The 16800-nt window shown below is 71.9% G+C and carries 14 protein-coding genes; 8 read left to right on the top strand and 6 right to left on the bottom strand.

Annotated elements, in window-relative coordinates; genetic code table 11:
- Window positions 1-3: 3 nt before the first annotated feature.
- Both AB0B55_RS12115 and AB0B55_RS12110 read right to left on the bottom strand, forming a co-directional pair.
- Window positions 4-1689 carry a GTPase gene (locus AB0B55_RS12115; protein ID WP_357129558.1) on the bottom strand — a complete coding sequence of 562 codons (1686 nt, stop codon included), beginning with the start codon at window positions 1687-1689 and terminating at the stop codon, window positions 4-6.
- Window positions 1686-3527: an ABC transporter gene (locus tag AB0B55_RS12110; RefSeq protein ID WP_357171693.1), complete on the bottom strand. Its 1842-nt coding sequence runs from the start codon at window positions 3525-3527 to the stop codon at window positions 1686-1688. The genes AB0B55_RS12115 and AB0B55_RS12110 overlap by 4 nt, the downstream gene beginning before the upstream one ends.
- A 220-nt stretch (window positions 3528-3747) precedes the next feature.
- Between AB0B55_RS12110 and dnaK the strand changes: the two genes are divergently transcribed.
- From dnaK to AB0B55_RS12085, 5 genes are all read left to right on the top strand, one after another.
- On the top strand, window positions 3748-5616 hold the full coding sequence (dnaK, locus tag AB0B55_RS12105) for a molecular chaperone DnaK (protein ID WP_357129564.1): 1869 nt from the start codon (window positions 3748-3750) through the stop codon (window positions 5614-5616).
- 47 nt (window positions 5617-5663) lie between these two features.
- Entirely contained in the window at window positions 5664-6416 is a 753-nt protein-coding gene (gene grpE / locus AB0B55_RS12100; RefSeq protein WP_357129567.1) for a nucleotide exchange factor GrpE, read from the top strand.
- Window positions 6417-6501: 85 nt separating this feature from the next.
- Window positions 6502-7689, top strand: a complete 1188-nt coding sequence (gene dnaJ, locus AB0B55_RS12095; protein ID WP_357129570.1) for a molecular chaperone DnaJ — start codon at window positions 6502-6504, stop codon at window positions 7687-7689.
- A gap of 30 nt (window positions 7690-7719) precedes the next feature.
- Window positions 7720-8160: a helix-turn-helix transcriptional regulator gene (locus tag AB0B55_RS12090; protein WP_355048782.1), complete on the top strand. Its 441-nt coding sequence runs from the start codon at window positions 7720-7722 to the stop codon at window positions 8158-8160.
- A gap of 130 nt (window positions 8161-8290) precedes the next feature.
- Window positions 8291-8473, top strand: coding sequence for a hypothetical protein (locus AB0B55_RS12085; protein WP_357129573.1), 183 nt, complete (start codon window positions 8291-8293; stop codon window positions 8471-8473).
- A 161-nt stretch (window positions 8474-8634) separates the two neighbouring features.
- Here AB0B55_RS12085 and AB0B55_RS12080 read toward each other — a convergent pair whose 3' ends face one another.
- The 3 genes from AB0B55_RS12080 to AB0B55_RS12070 all read right to left on the bottom strand — a co-directional run bounded on the left by AB0B55_RS12080 (window position 8635) and on the right by AB0B55_RS12070 (window position 10988).
- Window positions 8635-9066, bottom strand: a complete 432-nt coding sequence (locus AB0B55_RS12080) for a hypothetical protein (RefSeq protein WP_357129576.1) — start codon at window positions 9064-9066, stop codon at window positions 8635-8637.
- Between the two features lie 210 nt (window positions 9067-9276).
- Complete coding sequence (locus AB0B55_RS12075) at window positions 9277-10482, bottom strand: cation:proton antiporter (protein ID WP_357129579.1); 1206 nt, start codon at window positions 10480-10482, stop codon at window positions 9277-9279.
- 5 nt (window positions 10483-10487) lie between these two features.
- Window positions 10488-10988, bottom strand: coding sequence for a TrkA C-terminal domain-containing protein (locus AB0B55_RS12070; RefSeq protein ID WP_355048462.1), 501 nt, complete (start codon window positions 10986-10988; stop codon window positions 10488-10490).
- A gap of 30 nt (window positions 10989-11018) precedes the next feature.
- On the opposite strand from AB0B55_RS12070, the gene AB0B55_RS12065 reads away from it, so the two are divergent.
- Window positions 11019-12110 carry a hypothetical protein gene (locus AB0B55_RS12065; protein ID WP_357129583.1) on the top strand — a complete coding sequence of 364 codons (1092 nt, stop codon included), beginning with the start codon at window positions 11019-11021 and terminating at the stop codon, window positions 12108-12110.
- An 83-nt stretch (window positions 12111-12193) separates the two neighbouring features.
- Here the strand turns inward: AB0B55_RS12065 and AB0B55_RS12060 are convergent, their stop codons facing one another.
- Window positions 12194-13327: an epoxide hydrolase family protein gene (locus AB0B55_RS12060; protein WP_357129586.1), complete on the bottom strand. Its 1134-nt coding sequence runs from the start codon at window positions 13325-13327 to the stop codon at window positions 12194-12196.
- 85 nt (window positions 13328-13412) lie between these two features.
- On the opposite strand from AB0B55_RS12060, the gene AB0B55_RS12055 reads away from it, so the two are divergent.
- A complete protein-coding gene (locus AB0B55_RS12055; RefSeq protein ID WP_357129589.1) occupies window positions 13413-14048 on the top strand; it encodes a helix-turn-helix domain-containing protein in 636 nt (211 codons plus the stop codon).
- An 85-nt stretch (window positions 14049-14133) separates the two neighbouring features.
- Window positions 14134-16725: an ATP-dependent chaperone ClpB gene (gene clpB, locus AB0B55_RS12050; RefSeq protein WP_357129592.1), complete on the top strand. Its 2592-nt coding sequence runs from the start codon at window positions 14134-14136 to the stop codon at window positions 16723-16725.
- Window positions 16726-16800: the final 75 nt, after the last annotated feature.

Here is a 16800-nt window from a genome sequence, read left to right as displayed (position 1 = left end):
GCGTCAGCGGCGGGCAGCCTCACCGAGCGCGTCGCGCGCCTGGGCGTACGAGGTGAGCACGATCCGTACCGGGGCGAGCACGTACTCCTCGCCGACCTCGGCGACCCGGACCGTCAGCCGCTGCCGGGCGCGGGCCCGCGCCCGTTGGGCCGCCCAGCGCACGACCGGTCGGGTCAGCGCCGCCGTCAGCAGCCCGGCCAGCAGGCCGCCGAGCAGCAGCACGGTCGGCATGGGCACCTGCCCGACCATGGGGTTGTCCAGCGCGGGCAGGCCGAGCGCCCGCAGCGCGTAGCCGAGCGCCAGCCAGCCCAGACCGACGGCGGCGGCCAGGGTGACCAGCCACTGCACGCCACCGACGACCCGCCACCACACCGGCTGGTGGTCGAGGCCGAGGTCCGTGCCGGCGATCGCGCGGTCCAGCGCGTCCGGCAGGTCGTCGAGGCGGGACCGGGCCGCGGAGGTCACTGCCGTCGGCCAGGCGGCGGGCAGGTCGCCGCCGGCCCGGTCGGCCACCGCACGGATCGCCAGACCGAGCGCCGACCGCTGGGCGGCCGTCGGATCGGGCACCGAGGTGGCCGCCACCAGGCTCTCGGCGGGGTCGGCGTCCGCGCCGGCCGGGCCGGGCAGGTGCAGCCGGCGCAGCGGGTCGGGCCGCAGCCGCCGCCAGCCCCGGACGACCGGCCAGCCGGTGGCCGCGCCGGCCCGATGTCGGTACGCCCGCTCCACCGCCTCGCTCACCGCCGGTACTCCGGCGGCGCCGGCCAGTGCCCGGTTCAACCCGGCGACGGTCGCGTCGTCCGGACCGCCCCCCGGCCGGGCCGAGCCGATCATCTCGTCCAGCCCGGCGACCACGGTGTCGACGTCGCCGGCCAGTCGACGCAGGGCGGCCTGCCGCTCGGCGACCGTGCGCTCCAGCGCGCTGCGCAGCCCGACCATGCCGGCCGGGTCGATGGCGGTGGTGGCGAGCAGGGGTACGCCGGTCAGCCCGTCGGAGTCGAGCAGTCGGCGCAGGTCGTCCAGGACGCGGGGCAGCTCGGCCGCCGGCAGCCGGTCGGCCTGGTTGAGCACGACCAGGGTGACGTCCCGGTGCCGGTGAAACTCGCGCAGGTAGCTGTCGTGGATGACCCGGTCGGCGTACTTCTGCGGGTCGACCACCCAGACCACCTGGTCGACGAGGCCGAGCAGCCGGTCGACTTCGAGGCGGTGGGACCGCTGCACCGAGTCGAAGTCGGGCAGGTCGAGCAGGATCAGGCCGTGCAGGGGCGTCTCGTCGTCGCCGTCGAGCGCGCTCTCGCGGACGAAGCGGTGCCGGGGCAGCACCCCGATCCAGTCGAGCAGCCGGTTGGCGTCCTCCAGTGGCCCCCACACGCACGCGTGCGTCACGCCGGTGGTGGGTCGGCGGACGCCGACCGGTGAGAGTTCGAGCTGGGCCAGCGCGTTGAACAGGCTGGACTTGCCGCTGCCGGTCGCGCCGGCGAGGGCGACGACGGTGTGGTCGCGGGACAGCGCGAGCCGGGTGCCGGCCCGTTCGACCAGGGTGTGCGCGGGCACCAGTTCGGCGTCGGGCAGCAGACCGTCGACGGCGGTCAGGAGGCGGCGTACGGCGTCCAGGCGGGCGATCAGCCCGTCCGGGTCGATCCGCTGGTTGCCGCGGAAGGCTTCGCGTACCCGGCCGGCGATGTTGCTCATCGCGAACTCTCCTCGTCACCGGCCGGCAGGTTGCCGTCGTCGCTGGCCAGGCCACTGCGGTGCCGGGCCAGCTCGACCCGCCCGGCGGCCTGGCGCAGCGTCTCGCCGGCCGCCTCGGTGGGCCGGGCGTCGGCGGTGCGGGTGAGGAAGCGGTCGGCCTCCGCGTCCAGCAGCGTCCGCACCCGCGCCAGGAGGTCGACCCGGGCCTTGGCGGCAAGGGTACGCACCGCCTGGTCGCCGAAGATCGCCTGGAGTACGGCCTGCGCGGCGACCGTCGTGCCGGCCCCCGTCGCCACCTCCAACCCGGTGGGAATGAACGCGGTCGAGGCGAACACGGCGATCATCACGGCCAGCCCGGTGGCGTTCACCGCGTACGCGGCCGTCCGGGCCACGAAGCGCTTGTCGCCGCCCTCGACGCGGACCAGCTCCAGCACCCCGCGCTGCCAGTCCCGGACCATCCGCTCGGCGCGTTCGGGCAGGTCGCCACTCGGGTGGGCGAGCGCCGGATCGAGCAGATCCGCGCCGGCCGGGTGCGCTTTCCACCCGGTGTACGCGGATTCGGCGGCCTCGGACGCCACCCCGCGCAGCAGGGTGACGAGTTGCGACTCGATGGCGTTGCGCAGTTCGGCGGAGGGCGCGGGACGGCCGGTGACGGCGGCCACCACCCGGTCCCGGAGACGCCCGATGCGGGCCTCCAGCGTGCGGAAGAACTCGCCCGTGCCGACGAACTCCTGCCAGCGGGCCAGCACCTCGCCGCGCAACAGTCGACCGTCCTGCAGACCCTGCTCGACGGTCCGTTCGGCACTGCGGTACGCCGCCCGTACCCTCTCGTCCAGCGCGTCGGCGGCGGTGACCTGCTCGTCGGCGGCGTCGGCCAGCTCCTCGACGGCGGGGTGCAGGGCGGCCAGCGCGCCGTCGAGCGTCTGCCGGACCACCGCGGCGCGGGCGTCGGCGTCGGCGGCGAGTCGGGCGAACCACTCGGCCAGCGGCGCCGTGACCCCCTCGGGCAGCAGCCCCTGACCGTCGACCCAGGTCTCCGGCAGCACGAACAGGGGGGCGCGGTCGAGGCCCTGGGCGGCGAGCATCTCGGCGAGGTGCGCGGCGATCTCGTCGCTGGCCTCGGCGGGGACGCGGTCGAGCACCATGGCGATCACGGCACCCCGGGCCCGTGCGCTGCGCAGCAGCTCCCACGGCACCGCGTCGGCGTACCGGGCGGCGGTGGTGACGAACAACCACAGGTCGGCGGCGGCGAGTAGTTGGCTCGCGAGCGCGCGGTTGGCGTCGACCACCGAGTCGATGTCCGGCGCGTCGAGGAACGCGAGGCCCGGGGGGAGGGCCGGAGCGGTCACCAGGTGCAGGGAGCGCGGGTCGTCGCTCGGCTCGGTCGTACGCGTCAACCCGGGCAGCAGGTCGCCCTGCCGGAACCAGGTCGCGTCGGCCGGGTTGCACACCAGCACCGGGGAGCGGGTGGTGGGTCGCAGTACCCCGGCGGCGCTGACCCGGGCCTTGACCAGGCTGTTGACCAGGGTCGACTTGCCCGCGCCGGTGGAGCCGCCGACGACCACGAGCAGTGGGGCGTCCAGCCGGGCGAGTCGGGGCAGCAGGTAGTCGTCGAGTTGGTCGGTGAGGGCGTTGGCGGCCTGCCGGGCGGAGGTGGCCGAGGGCAGCGCGAGCGGATAGCGGGTGGCGCCGATCGCGGCCCTCAGGCCCGACAGCGCGCCGGGGAGGCTGTCGTCCCCGCTGGTGACGGAGGGCTCCTCCGCGGCGTCCGGAGGGACGGTGCGGGCGGCGACGGCGGGCGCGCCGGAACGGGTGGCGGAGTCGCCGTGCGTCGTCACCGCTAAAGCGTGCCCGACCGATGCAAGGGAAGACAACCGGACGGTAATAACGTCTGGGTTGCGTCGGGTCGGCTCAACTCGACTTGACGATTCGCAGGCGCGTGGCACTATTGAGTCAAGTTCACTCAACTTGTGGTGGGGCCCGCTGCGGGCGGCGCCCGCCGAGCAGTCGCGGGCGGTGCCCGTCACCTGCACAACCTTACGAAGCGAGGAAGCGAAGATGGCACGTGCGGTCGGTATCGACCTCGGCACGACGAACTCCTGCGTCAGCGTTCTCGAGGGCGGTGAGCCCACCGTCATCGCCAACGCTGAGGGCTCGCGGACGACCCCGTCGATCGTCGCGTTCGCCCGCAACGGCGAGGTGCTCGTCGGCGAGGTCGCGAAGCGCCAGGCGGTGACCAACCCGGACCGGACGATCCGCTCGGTCAAGCGTGAGGTCGGCACGAACTGGTCCGTCGACATCGACGGCAAGAAGTACACCCCGCAGGAGATCTCGGCCCGGACCCTGATGAAGCTCAAGCGGGACGCCGAGGCGTACCTGGGCGAGCAGATCACCGACGCGGTGATCACCGTCCCGGCTTACTTCAACGACAGCCAGCGTCAGGCCACCAAGGAGGCCGGTGAGATCGCCGGCTTCAACGTCCTGCGGATCGTCAACGAGCCGACCGCGGCCGCCCTGGCGTACGGGCTGGACAAGGGCTCCAAGGAGCAGACCGTCCTGGTCTTCGACCTCGGTGGCGGCACCTTCGACGTGTCGCTGCTGGAGTTGGCCGAGGGCGTCATCGAGGTCAAGTCGACGAGCGGTGACAACCACCTCGGTGGCGACGACTGGGACCAGCGGATCATCGACCACCTGGTCAAGACGTTCCGCGGTGAGCACGGCATCGACCTCGGTCAGGACAAGATGGCCCTCCAGCGCCTCCGTGAGGCCGCCGAGAAGGCCAAGATCGAGCTGTCCGCCGCCACCACCACCAACATCAACCTGCCGTACATCACCGCCGGTTCCGCCGGCCCGCTGCACCTCGACGTGACGCTGAGCCGCGCCGAGTTCCAGCGGATGACGCAGGACCTGCTGGACCGCTGCAAGGGCCCGTTCGAGCAGGCCGTGAAGGACGCCGGGATCAAGATCTCGGACGTCGAGCACGTCATCCTCGTCGGTGGTTCGACCCGGATGCCCGCCGTGACCGACCTGGTCAAGCAGCTCACCGGCCGCGACCCCAACAAGGGCGTCAACCCGGACGAGGTCGTCGCCGTCGGCGCCGCCCTGCAGGCCGGTGTGCTCAAGGGTGAGGTCAAGGACGTCCTGCTGCTCGACGTGACCCCGCTGAGCCTGGGCATCGAGACCAAGGGCGGCATCTTCACCAAGCTCATCGAGCGCAACACCACCATCCCGACCAAGCGCTCCGAGGTGTTCACCACCGCCGACGACAACCAGCCGTCGGTGCTGATCCAGGTGTTCCAGGGCGAGCGGGAGATCGCCGCCTACAACAAGAAGCTCGGCACCTTCGAGCTGACCGGCCTCCCGCCGGCGCCGCGCGGCGTGCCGCAGATCGAGGTCGCCTTCGACATCGACGCCAACGGCATCGTCAACGTGCACGCCAAGGACCTGGGCACCGGCAAGGAACAGAAGATGACGATCACCGGCGGCTCCTCGCTGCCGAAGGACGACATCGAGCGCATGCGCCGGGACGCCGAGGAGCACGCGGAGGAGGACAAGCGCCGCCGCGACGACGCCGAGACCCGCAACGTGGCCGAGGCGCTGCAGTGGCAGACCGAGAAGTTCCTGGCCGAGAGCGGCGACAAGCTGCCCAGCGAGAACCGGGAGCAGCTCAACGAGGCGCTCGGCGAGCTGCGGGGCGCCCTGGGCGGCCAGGACATCGAGAAGATCAAGTCGGCGCACGAGAAGCTGGCACAGGTCTCCCAGCAGGCGGGTTCGCTGCTCTACGCCCAGCAGGCCGAGCAGGGCCAGCCCGGCGGCGAGGCCGGCCCGGGTGCGACCGGCGCGACCGGTGCCACGGGTGGCGCCCAGACCGGCGGTGCGGACGACGTGGTCGACGCGGAGATCGTGGACGAGGACGGCAAGAAGTGACTGCCCACCTCCGACACGTATCCACGGCGAAGGGATGAGGTAGCCCCATGACGCAGAAGCCACGAGCCGCCGACTCGGACGACACCGGGTCGACGCCGGGTGGCTCCGCGCCCACGGAGTCGACCACCGGCGCCGAGGAGCGGGTCGTCATCCGCAACAACCGCAAGCTCAGTGACGCGACGGAGCCGGAGGGCACCGCCGCCGACGCGGAGACCGGCGCACCGGCCGAGGGTCTGGTCGAGGACGCCGAGGTCGTGGTCGACGAGATCGAGGTCGAGGTCAACGCCACCGACGGGCCGGAACCCTCCGGTCCGCCGGTGGTGGACGCCCCGGCGCAGCCGGTGGGCGGCACCGGGACCACGCTCGGCGCCGAGTTGGAGGCGCTCCGCGCCGAGCTCGACGAGCGGACCAGGGACCTGCAGCGGGTGTCGGCGGAGTACGCCAACTACCGCAAGCGGGTCGACCGCGACCGTGCCCTGGTGCAGGAGCAGGCGACCGGCTCGGTGCTGGCCGCGCTGCTGCCGATCCTCGACGACCTGGACCGGGCACGGGAACACGGCGACCTGGTCGGACCGTTCGGAACGGTGGCGGACCAGCTCACCGCCGCGCTGGGCAAGTTCGGCCTGACCGCCTTCGGCGAGCAGGGCGACCCGTTCGACCCGACCCGGCACGAGGCCGTCGCGCACCAGACCTCGGCCGAGGTCGGCGAGCCGACCTGCGTGCAGGTCATGCGGCGCGGCTACCAGCTCGGTGAGCGGCTGCTGCGCCCCGCGCTGGTCGCGGTCGCGGATCCGGAATAGTGCGAGACGGTGACCAGGCCGTCCCGCCCCCCGCACTGCGGCGGGCGGGACGGCCGGGCCACGACGGTCGGAAGGGGGTGGACCGGTGAGTTCGAAGGACTGGCTCGAGAAGGACTTCTACGCCGTGCTCGGCGTGGACAAGGCCGCCTCCGCGGATGACATCAAGAAGACGTACCGCAAGCTGGCCCGGGAATCGCACCCGGATCACAATCCGGGCGACCCGAAGGCCGAGGAGCGGTTCAAGGCCGTCTCCGAGGCGTACAACGTGTTGTCGGACGCCGGCCGTCGCCGGGAGTACGACGAGATGCGTTCGCTGTTCGGTTCGGGCGCGTTCCGGCGCAACGCCCGCGCCGGCGGCCAGCCGGGCGGGATGCCGTTCGACGTCTCCGACCTGTTCGGCGGCGGAGCGGGCGGCGGCGACCGCCGTTTCGGCGGTGGCGCCGGTTTCCAGGACCTGTTCAGCTCGATCTTCTCGGGCGGGCAGGCCGGTGGGCAGGCCGCGGCGCGTGGTCCGGCCCGGGGCCGGGACGTCGAGACCGAGGTGGCGCTCGACTTCGGCGACGCGGTGCGCGGGGTGACCCTGCCGCTGACGTTGCGCGCACCCGGTGTCTGCGACACCTGTCACGGCAACGGCGCCAAGCCCGGCACCCAGCCGCGTACCTGCCCGGTCTGCCACGGGGCCGGGGTGACGACCCGCAACCAGGGGTCGTTCAGCTTCTCCGAGCCGTGCGGCAACTGCCAGGGCGTCGGGACCGTGGTGGAGGAGAAGTGCCCGGAGTGCCACGGCAGCGGCGGGGTCACCAAGACCCGCACGATGAACGTGCGCTTCCCGGCCGGGGTGGCCGACGGCCAACGCATCCGGCTGGCCGGGCGCGGCGAGCCGGGTGAGCGCGGTGGCCCGGCCGGCGATCTGTTCGTGCACGTGAAGGTTCGACCGGACGAGTTGTTCGGGCGTACCGGAGACGACCTGACGTTGACGGTGCCGGTGACCTTCCCGGAGGCCGTGCTCGGCACGGACCTGCGGGTGCCCACGCTCGACGGCGCGGTGACGCTGCGGGTGCCGCCGGGCACGCCCAGCGGGCGGGTGCTGCGGGCCCGGGGCAAGGGCGTGGTCCGCCGCGACGGGCAGGCCGGGGATCTGCTGGTCACCCTGGACGTGGTGGTGCCCGCCCGACTGACGGACGAGGCGCGGGCCGCGCTGGAGGCGTTCGCCGAGCAGAGTCCGCCGGCGGCGCGGGAACATCTCGACGCGCGTGTGCGTCGGGTCGGATAGTCCGGTGGGATGGACGCGGAGGTGAGCGGGATGTCGGGCGAGTTCCTCGGTTCGGGTGACCCTGCCTACGAGGCCAAGGTGCTCATGATCTCGGTGGCGGCGCGGATGGCGGGGATGCACCCGCAGACCCTGCGCCAGTACGACCGGCTGGGGCTGGTGCAGCCTGGCCGGGCGGCTGGCGGTGGTCGTCGCTACAGCGTCCGGGACGTGGTGCTGCTGCGCGAGGTGCAGCGGCTCAGCCAGGACGACGGGATCAACCTCGCCGGCGTCAAGCGGATCATCGGCTTGGAGCGGCTGCTGGAGCAGGCGCAGCAGCGGGTCGCGCGGTTGGAGGCGGAGTTGGACGCCGCCTACCGCCGGGTGGCCGAGCTGGAGTCGCTGGCGCGCTTCCCGGGTCGGGATCTGGTGCCGACCAACCGCACGTCCACCGCGTTGGTGGTCTGGCGTCCGCGCCGCAACACCGACCGCTGACCCCACGTACCGCTTCCTCGGCCCGGCCCGCGCTCCGATTTCCCGGCGCGGACCGGGCCGCTTCCGTTAACCTGTCGATACGGGGTCCAAACGGCTTAATTCGGGCCTACCGGCATGGCGAGGGGGAGCGATGGCGGAGCCGGCGAAGAAAGTCGCTCAGCAGACGGAGGAGCGGTTGGAAAGCCTGGCTGACACCGTCCGCGAGAAGTTCGACAAGGTCACCGAGGGAACGTTCCGCGACCGGATCAAGGAGGGACGGTTCGCCGAGCAGGGCGAGCCGACCCAACCGGAACCGGACCGCAAGCGCGACTGAACCGGCGACCGACGTACGGGCCGGGACCCACGGGGGGTCCCGGCCCGTTCGCCACGCCGCCCCTACCCCGCCGATCTTGCACTTTCGTACGGTGAAATGTTCCGATTCCCGGAGTAAGTCGGCACAGAAAGTGCAAGATCGGCGCAATGAGGGGCGCGGGCTCAGCCGAGGCGGCGGTTCTCGCGGACCAGGCCGCCCTCGCACCAGTCCCGGTAGACGAAGAGATCCGGCCGGGCCAGCAGTACGCGGCCGTTGTGCGCCCAGATCTTCATCAGCTCGTCGCCGTCGCGTTCGGCCTGCTCCACGAGTTTGCGGAAGCGGCGCTTGGGATGGGCCCGGAAGTTCGTCCGGATGCCGTCGGCGGCGTAGATGTAGAGGCAGTGCAGCGCGAAGCGCCGGGCCGGGCACGTCGGGTCCATGGCCAGATCGAAGAGCGTCAACACCAGCCGGTCACCCGAGACCAGCAGGTCCCAGTCGGGTGGCATGGACGCCAACGGGACCGAATCCGGCTGGTACGCCCAAGCTCGCAACTCCGCCGGGCTCGGATCGACGGGGTTCGCGAAGCCGTGGAACGTCGACTCCTGCACGCTCACCGGCCAACCTTCCGCTCTCGCCCGCGGGTGGCAACGCTGCCTGCGGACCCTGGCTGCTGGGGCGAAACGGTAACCCGCCGTCGGTTACTGCGGTAGTACCCGTAAGGCGCAATTCGGCAACCGTTGGCCGGCCCGACCCGAACGGCCGTTCGGGTGCCCTGGCCAGCGCCGCTGTCGCACCTCACCCGGGCAGGACAGCGGCGGCGAACGTCAGTCGTGGACGGGAACCGGTTGACGCCGCTGGGCCGAGGCGCGGTTGCGCAACCACCGCTTGAACCACGGGAAGTCGGGCAGCCGGGCCAGGACCGGTCCGGTCACCACGGTGATCAGGACGTACGTCGCGGCGAGCGCGGCCAACCGCGGCTCGACGCTGCCGGCCGCGACCGCGAGGCCGGCGATGACGATGGAGAACTCACCTCGGGGTACGAGCGCCAGACCGGCCCGCCAGCGACCGGGTTCGGCGATGCCGACCCGGCGGGCCGCCAGGTAACCGGTGAGCGTCTTCGTGCCCATGGTGACCACGGCCAGCGCGAGCGCCGGCAGCAGCACCGGCGGGATGTCCTGCGGGCTGGTGGTCAGGCCGAAGAACACGAAGAACACGGCTGCGAACAGGTCCCGCAGTGGCGAGAGCAGCTCGGTCGCGTGGTGGGCCACCGGGCCGGAGAGCGCGATGCCGACCAGGAACGCGCCGACGGCCGCCGACACCTGCAGCGACGCCGCGATGCCCGCGATCAGCAACGTCAGGCCGAGTACGCCGAGCAGCAGCGCCTCCGGGTCCTTCGCCGACAGGGCGGACGAGATCAGGTGGCCGTACCGGATGGCGACCACCAGCACGATCAGCACCGTGCCCACCGCGACGGTGAGCGCGATCCCGCCGCCGAGCAGGCCGGTGCCGGCCAGTACGGCGGTGACCAGCGGCAGGTAGAGCGCCATCGCCAGGTCCTCGATGACGAGCACCGAGAGGATCACGGGGGTCTCGCGGTTACCGAGGCGACCCAGGTCGGCGAGGACCTTGGCGATCACGCCGGACGAGGAGACCCAGGTGATGCCGCCGAGTACGAGGGCGGCCACCCAGTCCCAGCCGAGCAGCAGGGCGAACCCCGCGCCGGGCAGCGCGTTGAGCACCCCGTCGATCAGACCGGCGGGCGCCGCTGAGCGCAGGTTGCCGACAAGCTCGTTGGCCGAGTACTCCAGGCCGAGCATCACCAGCAGGAGGATCACGCCGATCTCGGCGCCGACCGCGAAGAACTCCTCGCTGGCGTCCAGCGGCAGCAGCCCGCCGTGCCCGAACGCGAGCCCGGCGAGCAGGTAGAGGGGGATGGGAGAGAGGCCGAAGCGGCGACTGAGCCGGCTCAGGAGCCCGAGCAGCAGGAGGAGCGCACCAACCTCGATGAGCAGTGTGGTGAAATCGTGCATCCGCCTCAGCCGTCCGGGTCACTGTCGGCGAGGATGGCGGACACACCGTCGAGACCTCTGCGGGTCCCGACGACGACCACCACGTCACCGGCGGCGAAGCGGAACGAGGGGAGCGGCGAGACGATGACCTCGCCGTCACGCAGCACCGCCACGATGGAGGCACTGGTGCGGGTACGCGCCTTGGTGTCCGCGAGCGGACGGTTGACGTACCGCGACCCCGCCGGGATGGCGATCTGCTCGGTGAGCAGCCCAGCGGCCTGCTCGCGCAGCCCGGAGAGCTGACCGAGCATCAGCGAAGCGCCGAGGATGTCGGCCAGCGCCTCCGCCTCGTCGTCCGTCAGCGGAATGTCCGCCTGGCAGGCGTCGGGATCGTCGGGGTCGTAGAGGACAAGATCACGGCGGCCGTTGCGGTGGGAAACCACGCCGAGCCGCCGGCCGGATTCGGTCACCAGATCGTGACGCACTCCGATGCCCGGTAAGGCAGTCTGTTCCACACGTACTCGCACCCGGGCAAGGCTACCGCTTCGGAGACGCCGATGATCGGACGGATATCGGGTCGGACAGTGGTGCTGCTGCTCGTAACTCTGTTGGCTGCGTGTTCGATCGGCGATGTCCGCCGTAAACCGCCGACCGCGTCGCCCGGGGCAACCGTCACCGCGCCGTCTCCAACGGCCGCCGTCGCGCGGGAGCGCCGCGTCCGGGTCGCCGTTCCCCAGCGGTACGACCCGCCGTACGTCGAGTTCGTCGACGCCGAGCGCGGCTACGCCCTCTTCGCCAACTGCGGCGAGCCGCCGCCCGACGACGCCTGTCCGGCGCGACTGTTCAGCACCGATGACGGCGGACGGTCCTGGCGGGAGTTGCGACATCCCCACCCGGCGGCGGAGAACCACCAGCTCTACGCCGCGCCGGGGGTTCTGACGCTGTGGAGTGAGCCGCACGGCTGGTGGACCTCGACCGACGGTGGCACCTCGTTCACGCACGCGCTGGACGGGCCGCCGCCGCAGTGGGTGGGCGCCCAGAGTCGATTTCAGGTGATCGAGGGCAGTGATCAAATCGGCGAGTGGGACGGCCAACGGCTGCGCCCGCTGGCCGCGCAGCCCCGCGTACCCGGATTGAACGCGGTCGACGCGGGCGACGGCCCGCTGCTGGTCGCGACCGGGGAGAAGGACGGGAAGCTGTACGCGGCTGTCTCCTTCGACCGGGGGCGGAGCTGGCAGCAGACCCCGGTGCCGGCACCCGACGGGCAAATCGCCGCTCTGAACGCCCACGTCGAGGGGGACGGGACGGCCTGGCTGGTCGGGACGCGCCCGGACCGCAGATCCTTCCCGGCGCTCTGGCGACTGCGCCGAGGGTGGGATCTGATCCGCGTCGACGGCGCTCCGCCACAAATCCAATCCGTCGCACCGATCGGCGGCGGGCTGCTCGCGGTGACCGGCCCGGCGGGCGCCGGGGCTGTCGGGGAGGACGGTCGCTACACCGGGTTGCCCTGGCCGATCGGCCCCGACCGCAGCCTGTCCGTGCTGACCGACGGCACGATCGTGGCCATCGGCGGGGACGGTGGGATCCTGCTCGGCGTCGGCTGGGTGACCGAGCGTCGCTGGACGAAGATCATCCTCGACAACGCCTGACGTCTAGCCTGATCGACTCGACGTCACGCAAGTCGGGGTGTCCGGACCTCCAGGACACCCCAACTTCCGGGAAACCGAGTCGATCAGAGCTGCGCGAAGAACTCGCGGATGTCGTCGACCAGGACGTCGGTCGCCTGGTGGGCGGCGTAGTGGCCGCCGACGTCACCGCGCCCCTCCACGTCGGTCCCGTAGGCCGTCCAGCGGACGATGTTCGCGTGGTCGCGATCGGCGAAGCGGCGGATGGACTGGAAGTCACCGGGGAACATGGCCACCGCGGTGGGCGTCGTGGTCGGCTCGGCCGGCTGCTCGTCGGCGTGGGCGTCCTCCCAGTAGAAACGGATCGCCGAGGCGGCCGTGCCGGTGAACCAGTAGAGGGCCACGTTGGCCAGGACGAAGTCGGCGTCCAGGCTCTCGTCGAAGAGTTGCGCGTTCCAGGCCAGCAGCCCGATGGGCGAGTCGGCCAGCGCGTACGCCAGGGTCTGCGGCTGCTGGCTGTGCACCTGGTTGAAGGAGAACTTGTTCTCGTAGAACCACTGGAGGTGCCCCAGCGCCGCCTGGTCCGCCTCGGAGAGGTCGGCGAACTCGGTCGGGTCGCCGGACGGGAACGAGAAGATCTGGGTGACGTGCACGCCGAGCACGTGCTTGCGGTCGATCCGACCCAGCTCCGGCGAGATCAACGAGCCGCCGTCGTTGCCGACCGCGCCGTAGCTGTCGTACCCCAGGCGGCTCATCAGCTCGGCCCAGGCGCGGGCCGTGCGGTGCCGGTTCCAGCCGGCGCTGCGGGTGGGGCCGGAGAATCCGAAGCCCGGCAGCGACGGGATGACCACGTGGAAGGCCGGTGCGGCCGGGTCGCTCGGCTCGGTGAGCGGGCCGATGACGTCCAGGTATTCGAGCACCGAGCCCGGCCAGCCGTGGGTGAGCACCAGGGCGGTGGCGTCCGGCCGGGACGACCTGACGTGCAGGAAGTGGATCTGCTCGCCGTCGATCTCGGTGACGAACTGCGGGTGGGTGTTGAGCCGAGCCTCGACGGCTCGCCAGTCGAACCCGTCGCGCCAGCGGTCGGCGAGCGCGCGGACCCGGTCGCCGCTCATCCCGTACGTGTCGCCGACGCCGGGCAGCTCGGCGGGCCAGATCGTGCGGTCCAGGCGGGCGGCCAGGTCGTCGAGGGCGGTCTGCGGGATCTCGACGCGGAACGGGCGGATCGCGGTGCCGGTCATCTCGGGACTCCTTCGGAACGGAATGTTTCGTTCTGCAATCACGGTAGCAGACCGGAACGATCCGTTCCAGTGGTAGCCTCGACCCATGTCGACGAAGCCCCTGGCCGGCCGCCGCGCCCAGGCCGCCCGCAACGACGAGGTGATCCTCGAAGCCGCCCGCGCCGTCTTCCTCGACGACCCGAAGGCCCCGATCGCCGCCGTCGCCGACCGCGCCGGCGTCGGGATCAGCGCGCTCTACCGGCGGTACGCGGGCAAGGAGGCCCTGCTGCGCCAGCTCTGCCACGACGGGCTGCGCCGCTACATCGCGGTGGCCGAGGAGGCGCACGCCGAGCCGGACGACTGGGCCGCGTTCGCCGGGTTCCTGGCCCGGGTGGTCGACGCCGACGTGCACTCGCTCACCGTCCACCTGGCCGGCACCTTCACGCCGACCGAGGAGATGGGTCGGGACGCGGTACGCGCGGGCGAGCTGGCCTCGGCGCTCGTCGAGCGGGCGCACGCCAGTGGGCGGCTGCGCGCCGACGTGGTCGTACAGGATCTGGGGCTGGTGCTGGAGGGGTGTGCGGCTGTGCGCGTACCCGACGTGGAGCGCACCCGTGAGCTGCGCCGCCGGCAGCTCGCGGTGCTGCTGGGCGGCCTGTCGACGGTGCCGGAGGCGGGCGAGCTGCCCGGCCCGGCGCCGGCCGCCGGGGAGTTCGACTGGCGGTGGCGACCCCGCGAGTGACAGGCGTCACACGGTAAGGTTGAGTGGAATACGCTCAACTCTGGTTGCGTCCAAGACAGTGGACAACGCCGATCCGGGGGAGCCCATGAACACCGAGAAACTCACCACCAAGAGCCGCGAGACCATCACCGGTGCCGTCTCCCTGGCCAACCAGCGTGGCCACGCGACCGTGGAGCCCTGGCACCTGCTGCTGTCCCTGCTCGACACCGAAGGCTCGACCGCCGCCGGTCTGCTGCGCGCCGTCGGGGCCGACCCCGCCGAGCTGCGCCGGGCCACCGATCGTGCGGTCGACGCCCTGCCGGCCGCGCGGGGCTCCAGCATCGCCGAGCCCACCCTGGCCCGCGAGTTCGTCAACGCCATCGGGGCCGCCGAGCAGATCGCCCGCCCGCTGGGTGACGAGTACACCTCCACCGAGCACCTGCTCGCCGGTCTGGCCCGGGTGGGCGGTGCCGTGTCGGCCGCGCTGAAGTCGGCCGGGGCCACCGAAGAGGCCCTGATCGCGGCCTTCCCGACCGTACGGGGCGGAGACCGGCGGGTCACCACCGCCGACCCCGAGCAGACCTACCAGGCGCTCAGCAAGTACGGCGTCGACCTGACCGCCAGCGCCCGCGACGGCAAGATCGACCCGGTCATCGGCCGGGACTCCGAGATCCGCCGGGTCATCCAGGTGCTCTCCCGGCGTACGAAGAACAACCCCGTGCTGATCGGCGAGCCCGGCGTTGGCAAGACGGCCATCGTCGAGGGTCTCGCCCAGCGGATCGTGGCCGGTGACGTGCCGGAGTCGCTGCGCGACAAGAAGCTGGTCTCGCTGGATCTCGGGGCGATGGTTGCCGGCGCGCAGTACCGGGGCCAGTTCGAGGAGCGGCTGAAGTCCGTCCTGGAGGAGATCAAGAACTCCAACGGGCAGGTCATCACGTTCCTCGACGAGCTGCACACCGTCGTCGGCGCCGGCAAGGGTGAGGGCTCGATGGACGCCGGCAACATGCTCAAGCCGATGCTGGCGCGTGGTGAGCTGCGGATGGTCGGCGCCACCACGCTGGACGAGTACCGCGAGCACATCGAGAAGGACCCGGCGTTGGAGCGCCGCTTCCAGCCGGTGCTGGTGGGCGAGCCGACGATCGAGGACACGATCGGCATCCTGCGCGGGCTCAAGGAGCGCTACGAGGTGCACCACGGCGTACGGATCACCGACGCCGCGCTGGTCGCCGCCGCCACGCTCTCCGACCGGTACATCACCGACCGGTTCCTGCCGGACAAGGCGATCGACCTGGTCGACGAGTCCGCGTCCCGGCTCCGAATGGAGATCGACTCCCGGCCGGTCGAGGTGGACGAGATCGAGCGGGCCGTACGCCGGCTGGAGATCGAAGAGATGGCGCTGGCCAAGGAGCCCGACGCCGCCTCCGCCGAGCGGTTGGCCCGGTTGCGCCAGGAGTTGGCCGACAAGCGCGAGCAGCTCACCGTGCTCTCCGAGCGCTGGCAGACCGAGAAGAGCCACATCACCAAGCTCTCCACCGCGAAGGAGGAATTGGAGCGCCTGGGCGGCGAGGCCGAGCGGGCCGAGCGCGACGGCGAGCTGGAGCGCGCCGCCGAGCTGCGGTACGGCCGAATCCCGGCCCTCAAGGTCGAGCTGACGCAGGCCGAGGAGGAGCTGGCCCGGCTCCAGGCCGACGGCGCGATGCTCAAGGAGGAGGTCGGCTCGGACGACATCGCCGCGGTCGTCGCCTCCTGGACGGGCATCCCGGCGGGCCGGCTGCTGGAGGGCGAGACGGCCAAGCTGCTGCGGATGGAGGAGTCGCTCGGCAGCCGGGTGGTCGGCCAGGCCGAGGCCGTCGGCGCGGTCTCCGACGCCGTACGCCGGGCTCGGGCCGGTGTCGCCGACCCGGACCGTCCGACGGGCAGCTTCCTCTTCCTCGGACCGACCGGTGTCGGCAAGACCGAGTTGGCCAAGGCGCTCGCCGGGTTCCTCTTCGACGACGAGCGGGCGATGGTCCGCATCGACATGAGCGAGTACGGCGAGAAGCACTCCGTCGCCCGCCTCGTCGGTGCCCCGCCCGGCTACGTCGGCTACGAGGAGGGCGGCCAGCTCACCGAGGCCGTCCGCCGCCGGCCGTACTCGGTGATCCTGCTCGACGAGGTGGAGAAGGCGCACCCGGACGTCTTCGACGTGCTGCTCCAGGTGCTCGACGACGGTCGGCTCACCGACGGCCAGGGCCGGACGGTCGACTTCCGTAACGCCATCCTGATCCTCACCTCCAACCTCGGGTCGTCGGTGATCAGCGACCTGACGCTGGCCGAGGAGCAGCGCCGCGAGGGCGTCCTCGCCGTCGTCCGGTCGCACTTCAAGCCCGAGTTCCTCAACCGGCTCGACGACATCGTGGTGTTCGCGGCGTTGCGCGGGGACGATCTGCGCTCCATCGTGGACATCCAGCTCGACCGGATGCGAAGCCGTCTTGCGGACCGTCGGTTGGCGCTGGACATCACCGAGTCCGCCCGTGGGTGGCTGGCCGAGCACGGCTACGACCCGATCTACGGCGCCCGACCGCTGCGCCGCCTGGTGCAGACCGCCATCGGCGACCAGTTGGCCAAGGCCCTGCTCTCCGGAACCATCCGGGACGGCAACACGGTCAAGGTCGACCTCAACCCCGCCGGAAACGCCCTGACGGTCACCCCCGCCTGAGCCCCGCGATCAAGAGGTTTGCGTCATCGGGACGTCTTCCCATGACGCAAAACTCTTGATCAACAGGGTGAGAGG

The organism is Micromonospora sp. NPDC049107, from assembly GCF_040648595.1.
Taxonomy (GTDB): Bacteria; Actinomycetota; Actinomycetes; order Mycobacteriales; family Micromonosporaceae; genus Micromonospora.
The sequence above is the reverse complement of the archived record's forward strand: the minus strand, read 5'-3'. Positions and strand labels throughout refer to the sequence as shown.

Bases quoted from the DNA above. Each gene is read 5' to 3' on its own strand.
- AB0B55_RS12090 (WP_355048782.1), top strand. From the start codon at position 7,720: ATGTCGGGCGAGTTCCTCGGTTCGGGTGACCCTGCCTACGAGGCCAAG.
- AB0B55_RS12060 (WP_357129586.1), bottom strand. From the start codon at position 13,327: ATGACCGGCACCGCGATCCGCCCGTTCCGCGTCGAGATCCCGCAGACC.
- clpB (WP_357129592.1), top strand. From the start codon at position 14,134: ATGAACACCGAGAAACTCACCACCAAGAGCCGCGAGACCATCACCGGT.
- grpE (WP_357129567.1), top strand. From the start codon at position 5,664: ATGACGCAGAAGCCACGAGCCGCCGACTCGGACGACACCGGGTCGACG.
- AB0B55_RS12055 (WP_357129589.1), top strand. From the start codon at position 13,413: ATGTCGACGAAGCCCCTGGCCGGCCGCCGCGCCCAGGCCGCCCGCAAC.
- AB0B55_RS12115 (WP_357129558.1), bottom strand. From the start codon at position 1,689: ATGAGCAACATCGCCGGCCGGGTACGCGAAGCCTTCCGCGGCAACCAG.
- AB0B55_RS12065 (WP_357129583.1), top strand. From the start codon at position 11,019: ATGATCGGACGGATATCGGGTCGGACAGTGGTGCTGCTGCTCGTAACT.
- AB0B55_RS12075 (WP_357129579.1), bottom strand. From the start codon at position 10,482: ATGCACGATTTCACCACACTGCTCATCGAGGTTGGTGCGCTCCTCCTG.
- dnaK (WP_357129564.1), top strand. From the start codon at position 3,748: ATGGCACGTGCGGTCGGTATCGACCTCGGCACGACGAACTCCTGCGTC.
- AB0B55_RS12085 (WP_357129573.1), top strand. From the start codon at position 8,291: ATGGCGGAGCCGGCGAAGAAAGTCGCTCAGCAGACGGAGGAGCGGTTG.